Raw genomic sequence first — 17,200 nt, forward strand, 5'->3', positions numbered from 1 at the left:
CGACATCTCGAAGCGTGGAGAACGGCCGCCTCCGCTGTCCTGGAAAGAACCGCAGATCAGCAGGTCGGATGACCTGCGACGTTAAACGCCAAGCTCAGAGGCCGTTGCTCTATCGATCTTGGTGAGCGTGAGTTCGAGGTCGTCGACTCGGTCGGGTGATCTTCTGGCTGGCTGAGCATGAAAGCGGGGCCTCCCGCACAGCTCGTGGGTGTCGAATCCAACCGAGCAGCAGGAGGGCCCCTGGTGCTGCAGTCTTCCGTGTCGGCGTCGTTGTCGTCCAACTCGGCTTCCCTGACGTGTGATTGCCTCGCTCACCGGTTCGGGAACGCCGGTGATCGGCCGTACAGACGGCCGAGATATCCGTCCGACATGAGCGAGGCGGAGTGGGCGGTCGTGCGCGACGCGATGCCGGTCCCCGGCTGCCTGGAGGGCCGCGGCGGGCAACCGGAGGGCTACTGCCACCGGCAAATGGTCGACGCGGTGCGCTACCTGGTCGCGGGCGGCATCACCTGGCGGGCGATGCCTGCGGACTTCCCTGCGTGGGACCGTGTCTACGCCTTCTTCCGGCGCTGGCGGGACAACGGCCTGGCCGCCGAGTTCCACGACCGGCTGCGCGACCGGGTCCGCGAGGCCGCGGGCCGGGATCCGGAGCCGACGGCTGGCGTCATCGACGCGCAGTCGGTGAGGGGAGCCGCATCGGTGCCGGCCGCGACCAGGGGCTTCGACGGCGGAAAGAAGGTCAACGGCCGTAAGCGGCACATCGTGGTGGACACCCTGGGGCTGGTGCTGGTTGTGACGGTGACCGCGGCTTCGGTCACCGACCGGGACGCGGGGCAGACACTGCTGGCCCGGCTGCGCGATCGGCACTGGCGCGTCACGCGGGTGTGGGCCGACGGCGGCTATACCGGGCGCCTGGTCGACTTCGCCCGTGGTGTCCTGCGCGTCGCGCTGACGGTGGTCAAACGCAGCGACGACACCAGCGGCTTCACCGTGCTGCCGAAGAGGTGGCTGGTGGAGCGCACGTTCGCCTGGCTGATGCACTCGCGCCGTCTGGCCCGCGACTACGAGACACGCACCGACAGCTCGGAGGCGGTGATCCGGTGGTCGATGAGCATGCTCATGAGCCGTCGGCTCGTCCGGCGGGCACGCTGAACAGCCCCGGGCGTTCCTCTGCCAGCCAGCCAGCCAGCCCCGCGCGGCCAGGCGCTTCGCCTTCGAACGCACCCCTTCCACCTTCGCCGGGACCGGCTCCAGCCCGACTGCCTCCGCAAGCTGCCGGCAGTCCATCGCCTTCTCACGCGCCCCGTTCCGATCGGCCAGGACGTCCATGATCTGCTGGTAGTCCGGCGCCAGAACCGTCAGGCCGAGCCCTTCCTGCCAGTGCGGCACCACCGAACCGGGCACCGCCGCCGTGACCTTCACCGGCCGCCCGTCGGCCATCACGACTGGCGGTACTTCCTTGCCTCTGCGAGACTCCGCCAGAACCTCGCCCACCGTTTCACGGGCGATCACGAACCGCTCCCACACGGCCTCCGCCTCTCGCAGCTCGGCCTGAAGGGCCTCCACTCGCTGCCGAGCGGCGCGTTCGCGCTCCTCCAGCAACCCCATTACCGACGGCACCCCGGCACCTCCACCGAAGAGACGACACGACACCTCGTCCCTGCCGCCGAAACACCACCCCTATGCCTGACCAGCGGAAACGCAGCCGTCATTCTCGGAGAGACAACAGCTTCTCAGCACAGCGAGGGCCCTACTTGGCATCCAGACGTCGGCTTATCGAGGGGATCACGCCCTTGTCGTCGAGACCGCAGGTCAGGAAACCGACTCCTGCTCAGATCCAGTGACCGACGACAGTGACCCAGCGTTTCCACGAGTGCCAGAGGCGGACCTGGTGCTCGTCCAGCCCGGGCAGGGCCTGCGACGCGGCCCGGAGGTTCATCTGGTGCCGACGTGGGCGGCCGGGAGCAGGGCCAGGACCTCCCAGCCGCCGTCCGGGCGGGGGGCGGTGTGCAGTTCGCCGCCGAGGGCGGTGACGCGTTCGGTCAGGCCGACGAGGCCGAAGCCGCCGCCCCGGGCCGCCTCGGGGAGACGGGCGCCACCGCGGCCGTTGTCGCGTACGGTCACGTGGAGGGTGCCGTTGTCGTAGGCCAGGGCGACGGTGACCGCGGTGGCGTCGGCGGCGTGGCGGCGTACGTTGGTGAGGGCTTCCTGGACGACGCGGTGGGCGGCGGCCTGCACCTCGTGTGGCAGGCTGTCCGGCACGGAGGGGTCGCGGTGCAGCACGGCCCGGTGCCCGTCGGCATTGCCGACTCCGTCGAATCCGTCGACCAGGTCGGTGAGAGCGGCCAGGTCACCGGGCGGGCGCTGGCCGACGATGTCGGCCTGGTCGTCGTGGTCGCGCAGGATGCCGACCGTGCGCCGCATCGAGGCGAGCGCCTGGGTGGCGGCGCCTTCGATGCCCGCCAGCACCGGGTCCAGACGCTCGGGTGCGGAGGTGGCCATCATCCGCGCCATCTGCGTCTGCACCAGGATTCCGGTGACGTGGTGGGCCACGAAGTCGTGCAGGTCGGCGGCCATGGCGAGGCGTTCGGCCCGGCGGGTCTCGGTGACCGCGACGCGGCGGCGGTGGTCCAGGGTGCGCAGGTAGCCGCCGAGCCCGGCGATGACGGCGACCAGCAGCACGAGTACCGCCATGGCCACGACCACGGTGTCGAGGGTGTCGAGGCTGTCCTCCCGGGCGGTGCCCTCGTACAGGCGCAGCGGCAGGGCGATGGCCGCCGCGCCGTTCAGTGCGGCGCACACGCCGACCCAGGCCGGTGGGCAGGCGCGCACCGCGACCAGCAGCAGGCACAGCAGGACCGCCGCCTCGCCGGGCCCGAATCCCGTCGGCCGACCGGTCAGCAGGACGACGGCCGTCAGCGCCGCGGAGATACCCGCGGGCACGGCTGTGCGCAGCTGTGGGGTGAGCCAGGCGGGCCGTCTGCCGGCGGGCCAGAGCACGGCCGCCAGGCCGGATGCCGGTGCCGAAAGCTCCGCCCAGCCGAAGCCGCCGCCAGAGGCCGCGATCAGCAGGTCCATCATGGCCAGCATGACCAGGACGGTGATGCCGACGTCTCGCAGGCAGCCCTGGCGGCGGGTGCGCGGTGCGGTGGGGTCGTCGATCGCGTGCACAAGGTTCACGCCGACCACCCTACGGAGGGGGCCGGCAGCGGCGGGTCGGCCGATCGGCCGACCCTGGCGGCGTCCGGGCCGCAAAACGATGGCCGTTCGGCCGAGGCGCGCGGTGCCCTCCGGCGGCGAGAGTCGAGGCAGATCAACCACCCCGACCCAAGGAGACACCTCATGCGCAAGCCCCTGATCATCACCGGAATCGCGGCGGCCGTCCTGGGCGCCGGGACCTACGCGATGAGCGGCACCGAGTCCAACACCAGGCTGGCCAGCGACACCGCCGTGACGGTGGACGGTCACAAGGCGCTGTCTGGCGGCATCGTCGGCCTCCGCACCCAGAACAAGTACCACCCGCTGCCCTGGGTCGGCAGCGAGGTGTCCGACGTGCGCTGCCCGGACCTGAAGGCGGTGGCCGGGACGAAGGTGACCTGCACCGCGAAGGCGGACGGCAAGCAGATCAAGATCCCGGTGAGCGTGGTCAAGGCCGGCGACAAGTCCATCACCTGGAAGTTCGAGCGCTGAGCTCGAGAGGCGAGAAGGAAACGCACACGATCATGAGCACCGTTCTGGCCGGGCACGGCCTGATCAAGAAGTACGGCTCCACCACCGCGCTGGCCGGCGTGGACGTGGAGGTCGGCGCCCGCGACTCGCTGGCCATCATGGGCCCGTCCGGGTCCGGCAAGTCGACCCTGCTGCACACCCTGGCCGGGATCATCCGCCCCGACGGCGGCCAGGTGCTGCTGCGCGGCGAGCGCATCGACCAGCTCGGCGAGAACCGGCTCAGCGCGCTGCGCCGCAAGCGGTTCGGGTTCGTCTTCCAGTTCGGCCAGCTGCTGCCGGAGCTGCCCGCCGAGGAGAACGTCGCCCTGCCGCTGATGCTGGAGGGCGTCCCGCGCAAGGAGGCGGTCAAGCGGGCGCGGCGCTGGTTCAGCCCGCTGGGCCTGGAGGGGCTGGAGCAGCGCCGCCCCGGGCAGCTGTCCGGTGGGCAGGCCCAGCGGGTGGCGATCGCCCGCGCGCTGGCCGTCGAGCCGGACGTGGTCTTCGCCGATGAGCCCACCGGGGCGCTGGACCAGGCCACCAGCACGGAGGTCATCCAGTTGCTGACCTTCGTGACCCGGGATTCCGGCGCGGCGCTGGTGATGGTCACCCACGACGCCGACGTCGCCGCGCACTGCGGCCGGATCCTCCAGGTCCGCGACGGCCGGATCCACAGCCACGACCAGTACACGGTCGCCTGACCTCACAGCCCACGCCCCGGAGCCGTCCATGTCTTCCCCCGTCCTGTCCCTGACCTGGCATCTGGCCAGGTCCTCCGGCCGTCGCGGCCTGCAGAGCCAGCTGCTGGCCGCCGTGGTCGCCGCCGTCAGCACGTTCGTGCTGCTGTTGATGATCGCCGCGAGCCTCGGCTCCGGCGACCGCGCCGACCGCACCGCGTGGCGCACCCCGCACGCCGTACCCGCCAAGGCAGCAACCGCGATCCAGGCGCTGACCACGACGTACGTCCGTCACGAGCCGGTCACCGTGGTGTCGCTGGCGCAGCTGCCCGGCCGTGAGGCCACGCCCGCCCCGCCCGGCCTGAGCGCCTTCCCGGAGCAGGGTGAGGTGTACCTCTCGCCCGCGCTGGTAGAGCTGGTCCGCGAGCTGCCCGCGGACCAGTTGGCCGACCGCCTCCCCGGGCCCGCCAGGGGCTCGTACGGCACGATCGGCGTGGCCGGCCTCGCCTCCCCCGACGAACTGGTCGCCGTCGTGGGACGGGTCCCCACCGACCCCGCCGTCTCGACGGCGGCCGAGGGCGGCAACTTCTACGACGAGGGGCAGACCGAGCGCGCCACCATCGCCACCTTCTCCTCCCCCAAGCCGAGCCTGTTCACCGGCCTCGACCAGCAGATGGCGGTGCTGGGCGTCGTGCTGCTGGTGATGCCCGTGATCGTGCTGGGCTCCGCGGCCGGGCGGCTGGGCGCGGCCCGGCGCGAGCTGCGGCTCGCCGCGCTGCGGCTGGCCGGGGCGACCCCACGGCAGATCATCGCGATGACCGCCGCCGAGGCGGCGGCCGTGGGCGCCGCCGGCGCGCTGACGGGCGCCCTCGCCTACGGCGCGCTGCTGCCCGCCCTCGCCGAGATCCCCTACGGCATCGGCGCCTGGTACACCTGGCAGCTGTGGGTGGGCCTGCCCTGGCTCGCCGCCGTGGTGCTGGCGGTCACCGCGCTCATCACCGTCAGCGCCGTGACGATGCTGCACCGGGTCGCCACCTCCCCGCTGGGCGTCGCCCAGCAGGCCAACCCGCGCCGCACCCGCATGATCCGGCTCGTGCTGTTCGTGGCGGTGCTGGGCTACGTCACGTTCTCCACGCAGGGCAGCCAGCTCGGCACCCGGCAACTGGTCGCCCTGCTGGCGCTGTTCTACGGCGCGTTCTGGCTGTTCGGTCCCTGGGTCGTGGACCGGCTCGGCCGGATCGCGGGCCGCTTCGCCCGCCGCCCGGCGACCCTGCTGGCCGCCCGCCGGCTCAGCGACGACCCCAGCGGCGCCTGGCGCACCGTCAGCGGCCTGGTGCTGGCCGGCTTCGTCGCCGGGTTCTTCTCCGTCAGCCAGCTCTCCTTCGGCTTCCCCGACCAGCCAGGCCAGGTCGCCGTGGTGACCGGAGACTCCGCGGCCGCCCAGCGCGCCGCCGCCGAAGCCCGCACACTCCTACGCGAAGCGGGCGTCACCGCCACCGTCACCGTCCCCTCCGAGGACGACTTCCACAACCCGCTGCACGGCAGCCCGGGCCTGATCGCCCGCGTCACCGGCGGCCAGGACCAGATCGACACCGCCGTCACCGCGCTGACCCCCCTCACAGCGGGCAGGCTGCCGTACACCCAGGACTACCCCAATGCCATGGACAACGTGGTCACCGACCGCCTCGGCATGGTCAGCACCGCCACCTTGGCCATGAGCTTCCTCATCGCGGCCGCCTCCGCCGGCCTGACCGCCGCCGCCAACGTCCTCGACCGGCGCCGCGTCTACAACCTGCTGCGCCTGACCGGTACCCCGCTGAAGGTGCTGGACCGGGCCCGGGTCCGCGAGACAGCCCTCCCCCTGGCCGTCCTGGCCGGCGGCACCACCACCATGGGCGTCTACGGCGCCTACCAGCTCAACAAAGCGGCCGACAGCACAATGAACACCTCCGGCGCCCTCCAACTCGCCGCCTGCGTCACCATCGGCACCCTGGCCATGCTCACCGCGATCAGCGCCAGCAAGCCGCTCCTACGCAAAGTGACAGCCGAACCGACCCAGACCGCCAACTGACAAACCCTCGGGTCGGCTACACCTCCCAAGGTGCAGCCGACCCGACACCACTGCCCGTGTTCGGATATAAGCCGTGTCTCTATCGATCGTGAGGACGGTTCTGTTCGATTGGGGTGCCTGGTCGGGTGATCTTGGCGGGGTGAGCGCATGAAGGCAGGGCCTCCGGTGCAGCACGAGGGTTGCTGAAGCCAACTCGTCTGCCAGGAAGGCCCCGTTGATGCAGTTCTATGCGGTGTCGTCCCCGGAGTTCAACTCGGTGTCGTCGGTGTGCGATTGCCTCGCTCACCGGTTCGGGAACGCGGCCGACCAGCCGGAGAGGGTGCCGGTGTATCCGTCGGACATGACGAACGCGGAGTGGGCGGTGGTGCGGGACGCCCTCCCGGTGCCGGCCTGTCTGGAGGGCCGGAGTGGCCGGCCGGAGGGCTACTGCCACCGCGTGATGCTGGATGCGATCTTCTACGTCACCGACAACGGCATCAAGTGGCGCTCGATGCCTGCCGACTTCCCCGCCTGGGACCGGGTGTATGCCTTCTTCCGCCGGTGGCGGGAGCACGGCCTGGTCAAGGAGTTCCACGACCGGCTGCGCGGCCGGGCTCGTGAGGCCGAGGGGCGCGAGGCGGAACCGACCGCGGCGGTCATCGACTCACAGTCGGTCAAGGGCGCCGCTTCGGTGCCCGCGGCCTCACGCGGTTACGACGGCGGCAAGAAGATCAACGGCAGGCGCCGGCACGTCATCACGGACTGTCTCGGCCTGCTGCTGATGGTGCTGGTGTGTGCCGCCGACGTCACCGACCGCCAGGCCGCCCGCATCATGCTGCCCCGCCTGCGGACACGGTTCCGCAAGATCACCCTGGTGTGGGCCGACGGCGGCTACACCGGCCGCCTGGTCACCTGGGCGAAGGAGAAGCTCCACCTCACTCTCGAGATCGTGAAGCGCAGCGATGACGTGAAGGGGTTCGTGGTGCTGCCGAGACGCTGGGTGGTGGAACGGAGCCTGGGGTGGCTGATGCGCTCGCGGCACCTGGTGCGGGACTTCGAGACGCTGCCCGCCAGCAGCGAGGCGTTCATCTACTTCTCGGCGGCCATGCTCATGAGCCGCCGCCTGGCTCGTCCGGCTTCCCGGCTGCGGCCGGAGCAGTCGCGGTGGGCTGCCGCGGCGTGAACCGTCCCGATGGCGACAGCGTCAGCCAGCCCCGTCCGGCCAGACGCCTCGCCTTGGACCGCACCCCCTCGATCTTCGCCGGCACCAGCTCCAGCCCCAGCCCGGCCGCGATCTGTTTCGCCGACACCCCCTCACCACTCCCCGGACCGGACTCCAGCACATCGACGATCCGCCGGTAGTCCGGCGCGAGCGCCTCCACCGTCATCCCCTCCCTGAAGTGCGGCACGATCGACCCGGCGACCGGGACCTTCGCCGCCATGGCCGCCGGCACCGGCTCCGTCACCTCCTCCACGGCCGCCTCTGCCGCAACACCAGGGGCGGCCAGGGCCTCGGCCAGCTCCGCCCGAGCGATCACCCGGCGTTCCAACACCGCCTCGGCCGCGGCGAGTTCGGCCAGGATCCGGTCCGCCTCCGCCTGGAGCTCCTCCACCACCGTCGGCAAGAGCGAACCCGGCGAACCCATCACCGAAACCGCCGTACGCGAGTTGTACGAGCGACCAGGACCGGCGCGGACTGACCGCGCTGTTCTGGTCCAACGTCAATCCGTACGGCACCTTCCGCCTGGACATGAGCAAGCGCCTTGACCTGGGGCCGGCGGCCGCCGTGCCCCGCCCCCGCGCACCGGCGGACGCCGCCGAGCGATCAAGTACGCAGACGCGATGAGCTGTGGCGGGACCGGCCGGCGGCCCGCCTGGGCCGGAACCGAGGTGAGCAGAGCGTGCGGCAAGCGTCCGCGGACGCGCCCACGCCCCGGGGAGCTACGGCGCTCTCAGGTCCGGCGGTCCGCTACAGGCGGGGGCGCTCCGTCATCTGCTCGATTGCGGTTGCCTGGGACCAGACTGCTTGCCACTGGCCGTCTGCGTTCTCATAGGTGTCGGTGTGCCAGTAGCTCGCGCGGGGTACCCGGCGGTGCTTGAAGATCACCTCCAGCGTGGCCTGGTAGCGGATGACGGCGGCGTTCCCGTGGATGCGGACGTCGATGGGGCCGGGTTCCCATTCCACGTAGTCGATGTCTCCGGTTGCGATCGCCTGGAGGTATGCGTCTTTGGACAGCACGTGGCCGACGGGGGTGACGAGCTGGAAGTCGGGTGCGTGCAGCTCGGAAGCGGCACGGATGTCGCCTGCGACGAGCGCTCGGAGCCTGGCCCGCTCGACGTCGCGGATCTGCTCGGCGATCGCACCACCGGCCGGGACGGCTGCTGTCTGCGTCATGGGGGTTTCACTCCTGATGGGTCGAGAGGCCAGGCGCCGGGTGTGGAAACCCGAGATGACCAGCCAAATTGGACTCATTGACGCTGGGAGTCCATTGCGTCAGGATTGCAGCATGGCAGACGACCGAACGGAACACATCCTCGATGCCGCACTGACCGCCTTCTGTCAGTACGGCTACGGCAAGACCACCATGCAGGACGTGGCCCGTGCCGCCGGGATGTCCCGGGCTGCTCTGTACCTGTATTTCCCCAGCAAGGAAGATCTCTTCCGGGCAGGGTCCCGCCGGGCGCACTCCCGGGCGCTCGGCGAGGTGGAAACAGCTCTCACCCAGCAGGGCGACGTGCTGTCCCGAGTCGATGCCGCGATGGCCGCCTACTTCGGAGGACTCCTGGCGCAGATCTCGTCGAGCGTGCACGGCGGGGAAGTCCTCGATGCGAGCCTCGACGTCGCCGGGGACATCGTCAGCGAGGCCCATGCGGCTCTGGTCGTCCGGCTCGCCTCCGCGCTGCATACCGCCGCGGCAGCGGGAGAAGTGCAGTTCTCGACCTCCGACGCGACCGCCGAGGACATCGTGCTTCTCCTCCTCGCGGTCGCGGACGGGCTGAAGAAGACGAGCGCGGACCCGCAGTTGCGGCAGCAGCGGAAGGCGTTGTTCCTCCGCCTGGTGCACGCGGGAATCGCACCCCTGCGCCAGCCGCCTACAGAAGGCAACGCCCCGTGATGAAGTCCCTGCACTGCCCGCGCCCGTACCCGACACCCCAGGAGCCCACCATGGCGACCCAGTGTGACCCGACCGTCCCCGCCAGGTGGTCGAGATGATTGCGAGGACGACGACGGGCCGGGTCCGCGGGCTCGGTACTGGTGGCATCGCGGCGTTCAAGGGAGTGCCCTACGCAGCAGCCCCTGAGGGGATGCTGCGCTTGCGGCCCCCGGCACCGGCCGCGCCGTGGGACGGGGTCCGCGACTGCGTCGGGTTCGGCGCGGCCCCGCCGCAACTTGCACCGGCACCCACCGCTCCGCCAGCGTGGCGGCCCGATGCCGGGCTGGACTGCCTGACGCTGAACGTATGGAGCCCGGACATCGGCGCGGCGGGCCTGCCGGTCATGGTGTGGATCTACGGCGGCCTGTGGAAGCACGGCTCCTCCAACATGCCGCAGTACGACGCCTCCACCCTGGCCGACTCCGGGACCGTGGTGGTCACCTTCAACTACCGTGTCGGTTTCGAGGGCTTCGGGCACCTGCCCGGGGTCGCGGACAACCGCGGGCTGCGTGATCAGATCGCCGCCCTGGAATGGGTCCGGGACAACATCGCCGCGTTCGGCGGCGACCCCGCCAACGTGACCGTCTTCGGCCAGTCCGCCGGTGCCGCCTCCACCGCCCTGCTCATGGCCGCGCCCGCCGCGCGCGGCCTGTTCCGTCGCGCGATCACCCAGAGCATCCCCTCCGGGATCCGCACCGGCACCGAGGCCGAGTCCGTCACCGCGACGATCGCGGCAGCCCTCGGCATCGCGCCGACCTGGGACGCGTTCGCCGCACTGCCGCCCGAGACGATCCTTGCCGTCCAGGACGCGCCGCTGCGCGACAGACAGGGGTTCACCGCGTTCGCCCCCGTCATCGACGGCGACCTCGTGACCGGACCGCCCTGGACGACGCTCCGGACCGGCGCAGGCCGGGACGTGGACCTGGTCTGCGGGTTCACCCACGAGGAATACCGGGGCCAGGGACCGCAGCCCCCGTCCGGAGTCGACCTGGCGATCGTCGCCGAAGCGGTCGGGCTGGAAAAGGAGTCGGCCGCCGCCTACCGGCAGAGCCATCCCGGCGTCAGTGACGCCGACCTGTTCACAGTGATGCTGTCCGACGCGCTCGTCCGCATGCCCACCACCTGGGTCGCCGAGGCCCATGCCCGCGCGGGCGGACGGACCTGGCTCTACGACTTCACCTGGCGCGGCCCCACCCTGGGCGCCGCCCACGGCATCGACGTCCCGTTCGTCTTCGGCAACGCTACGAACCGCCCGGCCGCCCGGTTCCTCGGCTCCCCGCCGCCCGCCGACTTCGCCGGTCTGTCGGAGCGCATCCGAACGGCCTGGACGTCCTTCGCCGCCATCGGCGACCCCGGCTGGCCGCGCTTCGTGCCCGAACACCCCAGCCCCACTACCCGTATCTGGGACACACTCCCCACCGACGCCCCCTACCCGCTGGAAGACTCCCGGCGTACCTGGGAGCACATCGCATCCAGGTAGCCGTTCGTGCCGCTTGCGCCTCCGATTCGCCGAGGCATGACAGGGCGCTGGGAACGACCAGGAGTAATGAGGTGAGACATGCCAGAAGGCAGCGGCGATCACTCTGTGCCGGGCAAGCGACAGGAGCCCGGGCAAACGGCGGACGCGGCGCGCCTCGTAGATCGGCGAAACGAGCTGTTTCATAGCCGGTCGCTCGTGAAACACCCGGCCGCCCGGCGACCCACCTGAGACGATCAAGTTTCATGAGTTGTTGCAAACGGCTGGACGTCTGAAACACCCTCATGAAACGGCCTGGGGCGTGAACGACGACTTCAAGCACGTGGAATCGCACGCCTGCCCGATGTCCACCTGTGCCGCCCCAGCGGGCTCCCCGTGCCGGACCGGCAAGGGCAAGGTGACCATCCAGTACCACACCGCACGCTTCCGCCTCGTGCCCCAACTCGTCAAGACGCTCAGCGTGCCGACCCCGGCCGTACGCAAGCCGGGGTCGGTGTGGACCGAGCTGCCCCGGCCCCCGCCAGCGCCGGCGCCGAACCCGTCGGGCACGTCCGCCTCGGCTATGCCCGTGCCTCGACCGCCCGGCAGTCCCTCGACGCACAGCTCGACTCTCTCGCCGAGGCCGGGGTGACCCGCATCTTCTCGGAGAAGATCTCCACCCGTGCCACGAAGCGGCCCGAGCTGGAGGCCGCCGTGAAGCTCGCTGGGGAGATCCGCTCCTCCGGCGTCGCCGTCACGCTCGTCGTTCACGAGCACAAGCGGCTCGGCCGCGGCATCGAACTCGCCATGCTCGCCGAGGAGCTGAAGGCGAGCGATGTCGGCCTGGAGTTCCTCACCGGAGAGCTGAAGGGCTCACACGACCCGTCCGGCATCGTGTTCACCGTGTTGGCGGCCATGTCCGGGATGGAGCGCGAGTACATCCGCGACCGCACCCTCGAAGGCCACGAGTCCGCCCGCAAGCGCGGCAAGACCATCGGAGGCGCGGGCGTCACCGACGAGTCCATGCTGTCCATGGCCCTTCATCTGCGTGACCAGGAGATGAGCCTGCGCGACATCGCCATGCGCCTCGTCATCACCGTCGGCGCGAAGAAGGGCCAGCATCCATCGCCCGCGACCGTCATGCGGATGCTGCGTGAACACGACGAGCAAGCAGCCGTGACGGCGAGCACGTGATTACCCCGTTACTTTGCGGCAGGTGTCTGAGCTAGGACTCCGGGGCCGTTCTGGAGCGTGAGGCGGTGCTGTTCTACCTGGACAACCAGCAGCTTCGCAGCGCCGAGATGGTCGAGCGGCTCGTCGCACGCCGTGACGCCATCCGCCGGGCCGTCGAGAAGGGCGGCCCGGCGGCGTATGCCGTACGACACGACCGTATCGAGCGCACTTGGCCGTGACGGGCGGGTGCCCCTTGGAACCAGAGGCCGACGCGGGTGGTCAGCTGTACCAGGCGCCAGTTGTTCGCGTGGTTGAGGGCGATCCGCAGCTGTCCTGCCAGTCCTCGGCATACTCGCGCAGTATGGACATGTGAGCGCTGTGCTCGACCTGCATGAACGCAGGTGGGTGGGGAGCGCAGTCCGGGAAATACTTGGATTGAGATGACCCGCCATGACCCTCCGCACGATCGCCCACCACCTCGGTCTGCCCGTCCGACGCGACCCGCAGGAGGTCGCAAAGATCATCGAGGGACTGCGCCCCACCTTGGGCGAGCTTCCTGACGACAGGCGGGAGCGGCTCGCCGCCGAGTGGACCAAAGTCCTCAGTGAACGCCATTGGCACCGGCCCTATCTCCGGGACTGAGCGCCGCGCCCTCTGTGCGAAGAAGTGATCAGCATGGCCAGTGAAGACAAAGGACTCGCGTTCACAGAGGAGATCGACCCCGCGTTGGCGAAGATCCTCGGTGACATCCGTGACTACTGCGAGACCGTGCCGCCCGAGGAGGCTCTCGATCTGATCGACAAGTGCAGGATGGTCGTGGCCCTCTACCGCGATCTCTGGCAGATGGACGGCGGCGCGGCTGATCACTGAAGGAATCCTGACACCGTGACGATCGCGCGAAGGCCCCGGAGGTCAGCGATGCTGCAACAGCATCGTCAGCCTCCGGGGCCTTCGCATGGTCACAGAAGACCAATGGCCGACAGCACCGCCAGGCAGAGGATCAAGCAGCCAGCGAACGCGCCACCGCCGTACAGGACAGCTTCGCTGACAGACGAGCGGGGAGCGTGGCTCATGAGGCCAGCCACCAGTGCGCAGACCTCAGCCCGATCACGAAGGCCCCGGCGCTTTTGCGCCGAGACCCTATCCGGCTCCAGGTGAACCTGCACGAGTACCCTCCGCGCGAGATCTTGGGCGCCCAGCTGGTCTCGTGCCGGTCACCCCGCAGCGCGCCGGGTGGGGGGCGTGGGAGGAGGGAGAGCGGTACGCCGTCGTGTACCCGTGCTCGGGTCCTCGCCCTCCTCAACGCCCCCATGAGCACGACCAAGTCGTACGCCGTCACGGGGCAGACCCTCGGCGCCGTCGGCCGCCACCTGAAGGTGCTGCTGAACGCCGGGCTGGTCCGAGGGAGGCGGGCCGCGCGGTCGGTACTGTACGCGCGGACGGCGGCGGGGGAGGTGCTGGTGACGGCCGTGGCACCGGCCCTTCCGAAAGAGGGCCCCAGAGGGGCGTGAACCCGTGCGGAGGGGGCGTGAGCTACCGGAGATAGCATCCGCTCATGACTACTGACAACGCCGGTACCTCCGTCCTCGACGTCGAGATAGGCGCCCTGAAGGGCGGTTCCGCGGAGCTCTCGCAGTACGCCGGGAAGGCCGTGCTCGTCGTGAACGTGGCCTCCAAGTGCGGTCTCACCCCGCAGTACACGGGCCTCGAAGCGCTCCAGGCCCGCTACGCCGAGCGCGGCTTCACCGTGCTCGGGGTGCCGTGCAACCAGTTCCTCGGGCAGGAGCCGGGGTCGGCCGAGGAGATCGCGGAGTTCTGCTCGGCGACGTACGGCGTGACCTTCCCGATGACCGAGAAGATCGAGGTCAACGGGGAGGGGCGGCACGCCCTGTACCAGGGGCTGGTCGGCCACGCGGACGCCGAGGGGCACACCGGGGACATCCGCTGGAACTTCGAGAAGTTCCTGGTCGGCCGCGACGGTTCGGTCGTCGCCCGCTTCTCCCCGCAGACCGAGCCCGAGTCGGCGGAACTGGTCGCCGCCGTGGAGAAGGCCCTCGGCTGACGCGCCGCAGAGGTCGCCGTTGACCTTGCCCCAGGGGCAAGGGCCACCGTCCCTCTCGCCGGGCGGAGGGCGCCCGGCGACGGAGGATGACCCAGTGCACGACGATCTGCTCACCATCGGCACCTTCGCCGCCCGCGCACGGCTGTCGGCGAAGGCACTGCGGCTGTACGACCGGCTGGGCCTGCTCACCCCGGCGTACGTCGACGAGGTGAACGGCTACCGGTACTACCGCGCCGACCAGGTCGAACGCGCCCGCCTCGTGGCCCTGCTGCGCCAGCTCGACATGCCTCTCGCGCGGATCGCCGAGATGGTCGAGCTACAGGGTGAGCAGGCCGCCGAGCGGCTCACCGTGTACTGGGCCGAGGCCGAGGAACGGTTCGCGTCCCAGCGGACCCTCGCCGCCTACCTCCGTGGACGACTCTCCGGAAGGGAACCCGGGATGAACGAGGTATACGGCAAGTTCACGGTCGCAACAGTCGACACGGCCGCGCAGATCGTGCTCACCCAGTCGCGGCACACGATGGCGGACGAGTTGCCCGCGTGGATCGGGGCGTCGCTGGGGCGGCTGGAGGAGGGCGCCAGGGCCTGCGGCGGGGTCACCGGGGCGCCGTTCGTGGTGTACCACTCCGAGGTGTCGATGGAGAGCGACGGCCCGGCCGAGTCGTGTGTGCCGGTGGCCGACCGGGCTGCCGCCGAGGTGTGGGCGGCCGAGCAGGGGTCGGCCTGGAGTACGAAGGTGCGCGTGGAGCCCGCTGGGCGGCTCGCGTACACCCGGATCACCAAGGCGCAGGTGGCCCATCCGCAGATCCTCGCCGCCTTCGAGGCGGTCGAGCGGTGGATCGCCGAGCGGGGTCTGAGGATCACCGGCCCCTGCCGTGAGATCTACTTCGCCGACTGGGACGCGGCCGGTCCCGAGGACCCTGTGTGCGACGTGGCGTTCCCGGTCGCCTCCTGACCTTGGCTGCGCGGCTACGGCCGTAGGGGTAAGGGATTTCCCTACGGCCGTAACCGAACGCGCACATCCTGTCAGCCAACTGTCAGCGGGTGATTAGCGTCTACCTCAACAAAAGACCAACTCCAGGCAGGACCAGCACCCACCCGCCCGCACGAGCCGAAACGGAACGGAAGAGCCGCAGTGGCCTTTGCCGAGCTGACCCCACAACGCCCCGTCTCGCGCGCCGACAAGCCGTCGCCGACGCGTGAGCCGTGGCGGGAGCGCCACCGAGTGCCCCTCACGGCCGCTCTGTGCGCCCTTCCGCTGTACGTCGTGTGGTGGGCGGTCTTCGCGACCGGCGGCGGCGATCTGGCGGCCCAGGTGGCGTGGGCGGAGTTCGCGAAGATGTACCCGGACTCCGCGGTCAACCTGTTCTGGTACGGCGGACTCCACGCGGCGAACTACAGCGTGCTCTCGCCGTACCTGATGGCGGCGCTCGGCGTCGTACCCGTCACCCTCCTGTCGGGGCTCTCGGCCTCCTGGCTCGCCGGCGAGGTCGTCACCCGAACAGGCGTGCGCAGACCGGTGTGGATCGCGCTGGCGGTGACGTTCTCGCTGTGGTGCCAGGTGGTGTCGGGGCGCTCGACGTTCATGCTGGGCACGGCCTTCTCCCTGGGGGCGCTGCTGGCTGTGGTGAGCGGGCGCGGCGGGCGGCAGCTGGCCGTGGCGGCGGTGTGCGCGACGCTGTCCACGATGGGGAGCCCCGTCTCCGGGCTTTTCCTCCTCGTGGTCGGCGCCGCGTATCTGCTGTGCCGCGAGTGGGGGCGGGCGGCGGCGCTGCTCGTGCCGCCGGTGGCCGTCGTCGCCGTCACCACGCTGCTGTTCCCCTTCGAGGGCGAGCAGCCCATGGCGTTCAGCCGGATATGGCCGCCGGTCGTGATCTGCGCGGTGGTGGTGCTGGTCGCGCCGAGCGCCTGGCGGGTGCTCCGCCTCGGCGCCGCGATCTACGCGCTCGGCGTGGTGCTGTGTTACCTGATTCCGACCCCGATCGGCACGAACGTCGAACGGCTCCTGGAGCTGGCGGGCCCGGCCGCGGCCCTCGCCATCGCCCTGTACCGGGGCGAGGCGCGCGCGGCGGACTCCCGGCTCCCCCTGTCCTGGTTCACGCCCGGGCGGCGGCAGGTGGCCGTCGTGGTGGCCCTGGTCCTCTCCCTGACCTGGCTGACCGGCAAGACGACCGCCGACATCGTCACCAACACCAAGGTCCCCGAGTGGGCGGTGAAGACCGACGGTGTGGTGCAGGAATTGAAGCGACTCGGCGCCTGGAAGACCCGCGTCGAGGTGGTACCGGCCCGCGACCACCGGGAGGCCGCCATCCTCGCCCCGTACATCAACATGGCGCGCGGCTGGAACCGCCAGGCCGACGTCGAACGCGGCCGCCTCTTCTACGAGGGCCACGGCGGCACCGAAGTCCCCAAGGGCGCCTTCACCCCGGCCAAGTACAAGGCCTGGCTCTCGCAGTGGGCGGTCGGCTTCGTCGTCCTCGTCAACGGCGAACCGGACGGGCCCGCCGAGCTCGAACACGCCCTGGTGACCAGCGAACCGGAGTATCTGGAGCGTGTCTGGCAGGACGCCAACTGGAAGATCTACCGGGTGAAGAACGCGACCCCGCTGGTCGACGCGCCCGCCTCCGTCGTCTCCGCCGACGGCGCCAACCTCGTCGTCCACATGCCGAGGCCCGGCGAGGTCATCGTCCGCGTCGCCTACTCCCCCTGGCTCTGGGCCGACAACGGCTGCCTCACCGCCGACCGCGAGTCGGACGGGGAGCTGACGGAGTTCACCCGTCTCACGGTCCATGAGGCGGGGGACGTACGGATCAGTTCGCAGTACGGGGGGCCGTCGCGGAGTACGGCGTTGGAGTGCGAGGAGGAGGAAGAGGAGCCGTAGAGGGAATCTGAGAGAGGGAGAGGGGGCGGGTTCTGGAAGAA

At 70.6% G+C, this 17,200-nt stretch carries 17 protein-coding genes and 3 pseudogenes; 17 read left to right on the plus strand and 3 right to left on the minus strand.

Features of this window, described 5'->3' with window-relative positions; genetic code table 11:
* Positions 1–369: 369 nt before the first annotated feature.
* Positions 370–1,152 carry an IS5 family transposase gene (locus F3T56_RS43620; RefSeq protein ID WP_149831018.1) on the plus strand — a complete coding sequence of 261 codons (783 nt, stop codon included), beginning with the start codon at positions 370–372 and terminating at the stop codon, positions 1,150–1,152.
* Between the two features lie 783 nt (positions 1,153–1,935).
* On the opposite strand, the gene F3T56_RS43630 is transcribed toward F3T56_RS43620, so the two are convergent.
* Positions 1,936–3,189, minus strand: a complete 1,254-nt coding sequence (locus tag F3T56_RS43630) for a sensor histidine kinase (RefSeq protein WP_149831019.1) — start codon at positions 3,187–3,189, stop codon at positions 1,936–1,938.
* A gap of 153 nt (positions 3,190–3,342) precedes the next feature.
* Here F3T56_RS43630 and F3T56_RS43635 point away from each other — a divergent pair, with 153 nt between their 5' ends.
* The 4 genes from F3T56_RS43635 to F3T56_RS43650 all read left to right on the plus strand — a co-directional run bounded on the left by F3T56_RS43635 (position 3,343) and on the right by F3T56_RS43650 (position 7,615).
* On the plus strand, positions 3,343–3,690 hold the full coding sequence (locus F3T56_RS43635; protein WP_149831020.1) for a DUF4333 domain-containing protein: 348 nt from the start codon (positions 3,343–3,345) through the stop codon (positions 3,688–3,690).
* Between the two features lie 32 nt (positions 3,691–3,722).
* Positions 3,723–4,406, plus strand: a complete 684-nt coding sequence (locus F3T56_RS43640) for an ABC transporter ATP-binding protein (protein WP_149831021.1) — start codon at positions 3,723–3,725, stop codon at positions 4,404–4,406.
* 28 nt (positions 4,407–4,434) lie between these two features.
* Positions 4,435–6,453 carry an ABC transporter permease gene (locus F3T56_RS43645; protein ID WP_149831022.1) on the plus strand — a complete coding sequence of 673 codons (2,019 nt, stop codon included), beginning with the start codon at positions 4,435–4,437 and terminating at the stop codon, positions 6,451–6,453.
* A gap of 340 nt (positions 6,454–6,793) precedes the next feature.
* Positions 6,794–7,615, plus strand: coding sequence for an IS5 family transposase (locus tag F3T56_RS43650; RefSeq protein WP_246204745.1), 822 nt, complete (start codon positions 6,794–6,796; stop codon positions 7,613–7,615).
* Here F3T56_RS43650 and F3T56_RS43655 read toward each other — a convergent pair.
* Positions 7,542–8,078: a hypothetical protein gene (locus F3T56_RS43655; RefSeq protein WP_149831031.1), complete on the minus strand. Its 537-nt coding sequence runs from the start codon at positions 8,076–8,078 to the stop codon at positions 7,542–7,544. The genes F3T56_RS43650 and F3T56_RS43655 overlap by 74 nt on opposite strands.
* On the opposite strand from F3T56_RS43655, the pseudogene F3T56_RS50405 reads away from it, so the two are divergent.
* Positions 8,050–8,118: pseudogene (locus tag F3T56_RS50405) on the plus strand (NUDIX domain-containing protein); the annotation flags it as partial. The gene F3T56_RS43655 and the pseudogene F3T56_RS50405 sit on opposite strands and share 29 nt — an antisense overlap.
* Positions 8,119–8,401: 283 nt before the next feature.
* Here the strand turns inward: F3T56_RS50405 and F3T56_RS43665 are convergent.
* Entirely contained in the window at positions 8,402–8,827 is a 426-nt protein-coding gene (locus F3T56_RS43665; RefSeq protein ID WP_149831023.1) for a nuclear transport factor 2 family protein, read from the minus strand.
* Positions 8,828–8,939: 112 nt separating this feature from the next.
* On the opposite strand from F3T56_RS43665, the gene F3T56_RS43670 reads away from it, so the two are divergent.
* The 11 genes and pseudogenes from F3T56_RS43670 to F3T56_RS43720 all read left to right on the plus strand — a co-directional run bounded on the left by F3T56_RS43670 (position 8,940) and on the right by F3T56_RS43720 (position 17,159).
* The gene (locus F3T56_RS43670) at positions 8,940–9,548 is read left to right on the plus strand and encodes a TetR/AcrR family transcriptional regulator (RefSeq protein WP_172639454.1); all 609 of its coding nucleotides are present in this window, start codon (positions 8,940–8,942) and stop codon (positions 9,546–9,548) included.
* Positions 9,549–9,642: 94 nt separating this feature from the next.
* Positions 9,643–11,067 carry a carboxylesterase/lipase family protein gene (locus F3T56_RS43675; RefSeq protein ID WP_149831025.1) on the plus strand — a complete coding sequence of 475 codons (1,425 nt, stop codon included), beginning with the start codon at positions 9,643–9,645 and terminating at the stop codon, positions 11,065–11,067.
* A 340-nt stretch (positions 11,068–11,407) separates the two neighbouring features.
* Positions 11,408–11,470 (plus strand): annotated as a pseudogene (locus F3T56_RS50410) (zinc finger domain-containing protein); the annotation flags it as partial.
* 89 nt (positions 11,471–11,559) lie between these two features.
* The gene (locus tag F3T56_RS43680) at positions 11,560–12,237 is read left to right on the plus strand and encodes a recombinase family protein (protein WP_246204737.1); all 678 of its coding nucleotides are present in this window, start codon (positions 11,560–11,562) and stop codon (positions 12,235–12,237) included.
* A 65-nt stretch (positions 12,238–12,302) separates the two neighbouring features.
* A complete protein-coding gene (locus tag F3T56_RS43685; protein ID WP_246204739.1) occupies positions 12,303–12,455 on the plus strand; it encodes a hypothetical protein in 153 nt (50 codons plus the stop codon).
* Between the two features lie 211 nt (positions 12,456–12,666).
* Positions 12,667–12,858 carry a hypothetical protein gene (locus F3T56_RS43690; protein ID WP_149831026.1) on the plus strand — a complete coding sequence of 64 codons (192 nt, stop codon included), beginning with the start codon at positions 12,667–12,669 and terminating at the stop codon, positions 12,856–12,858.
* A gap of 33 nt (positions 12,859–12,891) precedes the next feature.
* Positions 12,892–13,086 carry a hypothetical protein gene (locus tag F3T56_RS43695; protein ID WP_149831027.1) on the plus strand — a complete coding sequence of 65 codons (195 nt, stop codon included), beginning with the start codon at positions 12,892–12,894 and terminating at the stop codon, positions 13,084–13,086.
* A gap of 275 nt (positions 13,087–13,361) precedes the next feature.
* Positions 13,362–13,727 (plus strand): annotated as a pseudogene (locus F3T56_RS43705) (ArsR/SmtB family transcription factor); the annotation flags it as partial.
* A gap of 44 nt (positions 13,728–13,771) precedes the next feature.
* On the plus strand, positions 13,772–14,278 hold the full coding sequence (locus tag F3T56_RS43710) for a glutathione peroxidase (RefSeq protein ID WP_149831028.1): 507 nt from the start codon (positions 13,772–13,774) through the stop codon (positions 14,276–14,278).
* Between the two features lie 94 nt (positions 14,279–14,372).
* Positions 14,373–15,233 carry a MerR family transcriptional regulator gene (locus tag F3T56_RS43715; RefSeq protein WP_246204744.1) on the plus strand — a complete coding sequence of 287 codons (861 nt, stop codon included), beginning with the start codon at positions 14,373–14,375 and terminating at the stop codon, positions 15,231–15,233.
* A gap of 270 nt (positions 15,234–15,503) precedes the next feature.
* Positions 15,504–17,159, plus strand: a complete 1,656-nt coding sequence (locus F3T56_RS43720) for a hypothetical protein (RefSeq protein WP_149831029.1) — start codon at positions 15,504–15,506, stop codon at positions 17,157–17,159.
* The last annotated feature ends 41 nt before the right edge of the window (positions 17,160–17,200 follow it).

The sequence above is a fragment of the Streptomyces tailanensis genome (genome assembly GCF_008386495.1).
Lineage (GTDB): Bacteria > Actinomycetota > Actinomycetes > Streptomycetales > Streptomycetaceae > Streptomyces > Streptomyces tailanensis.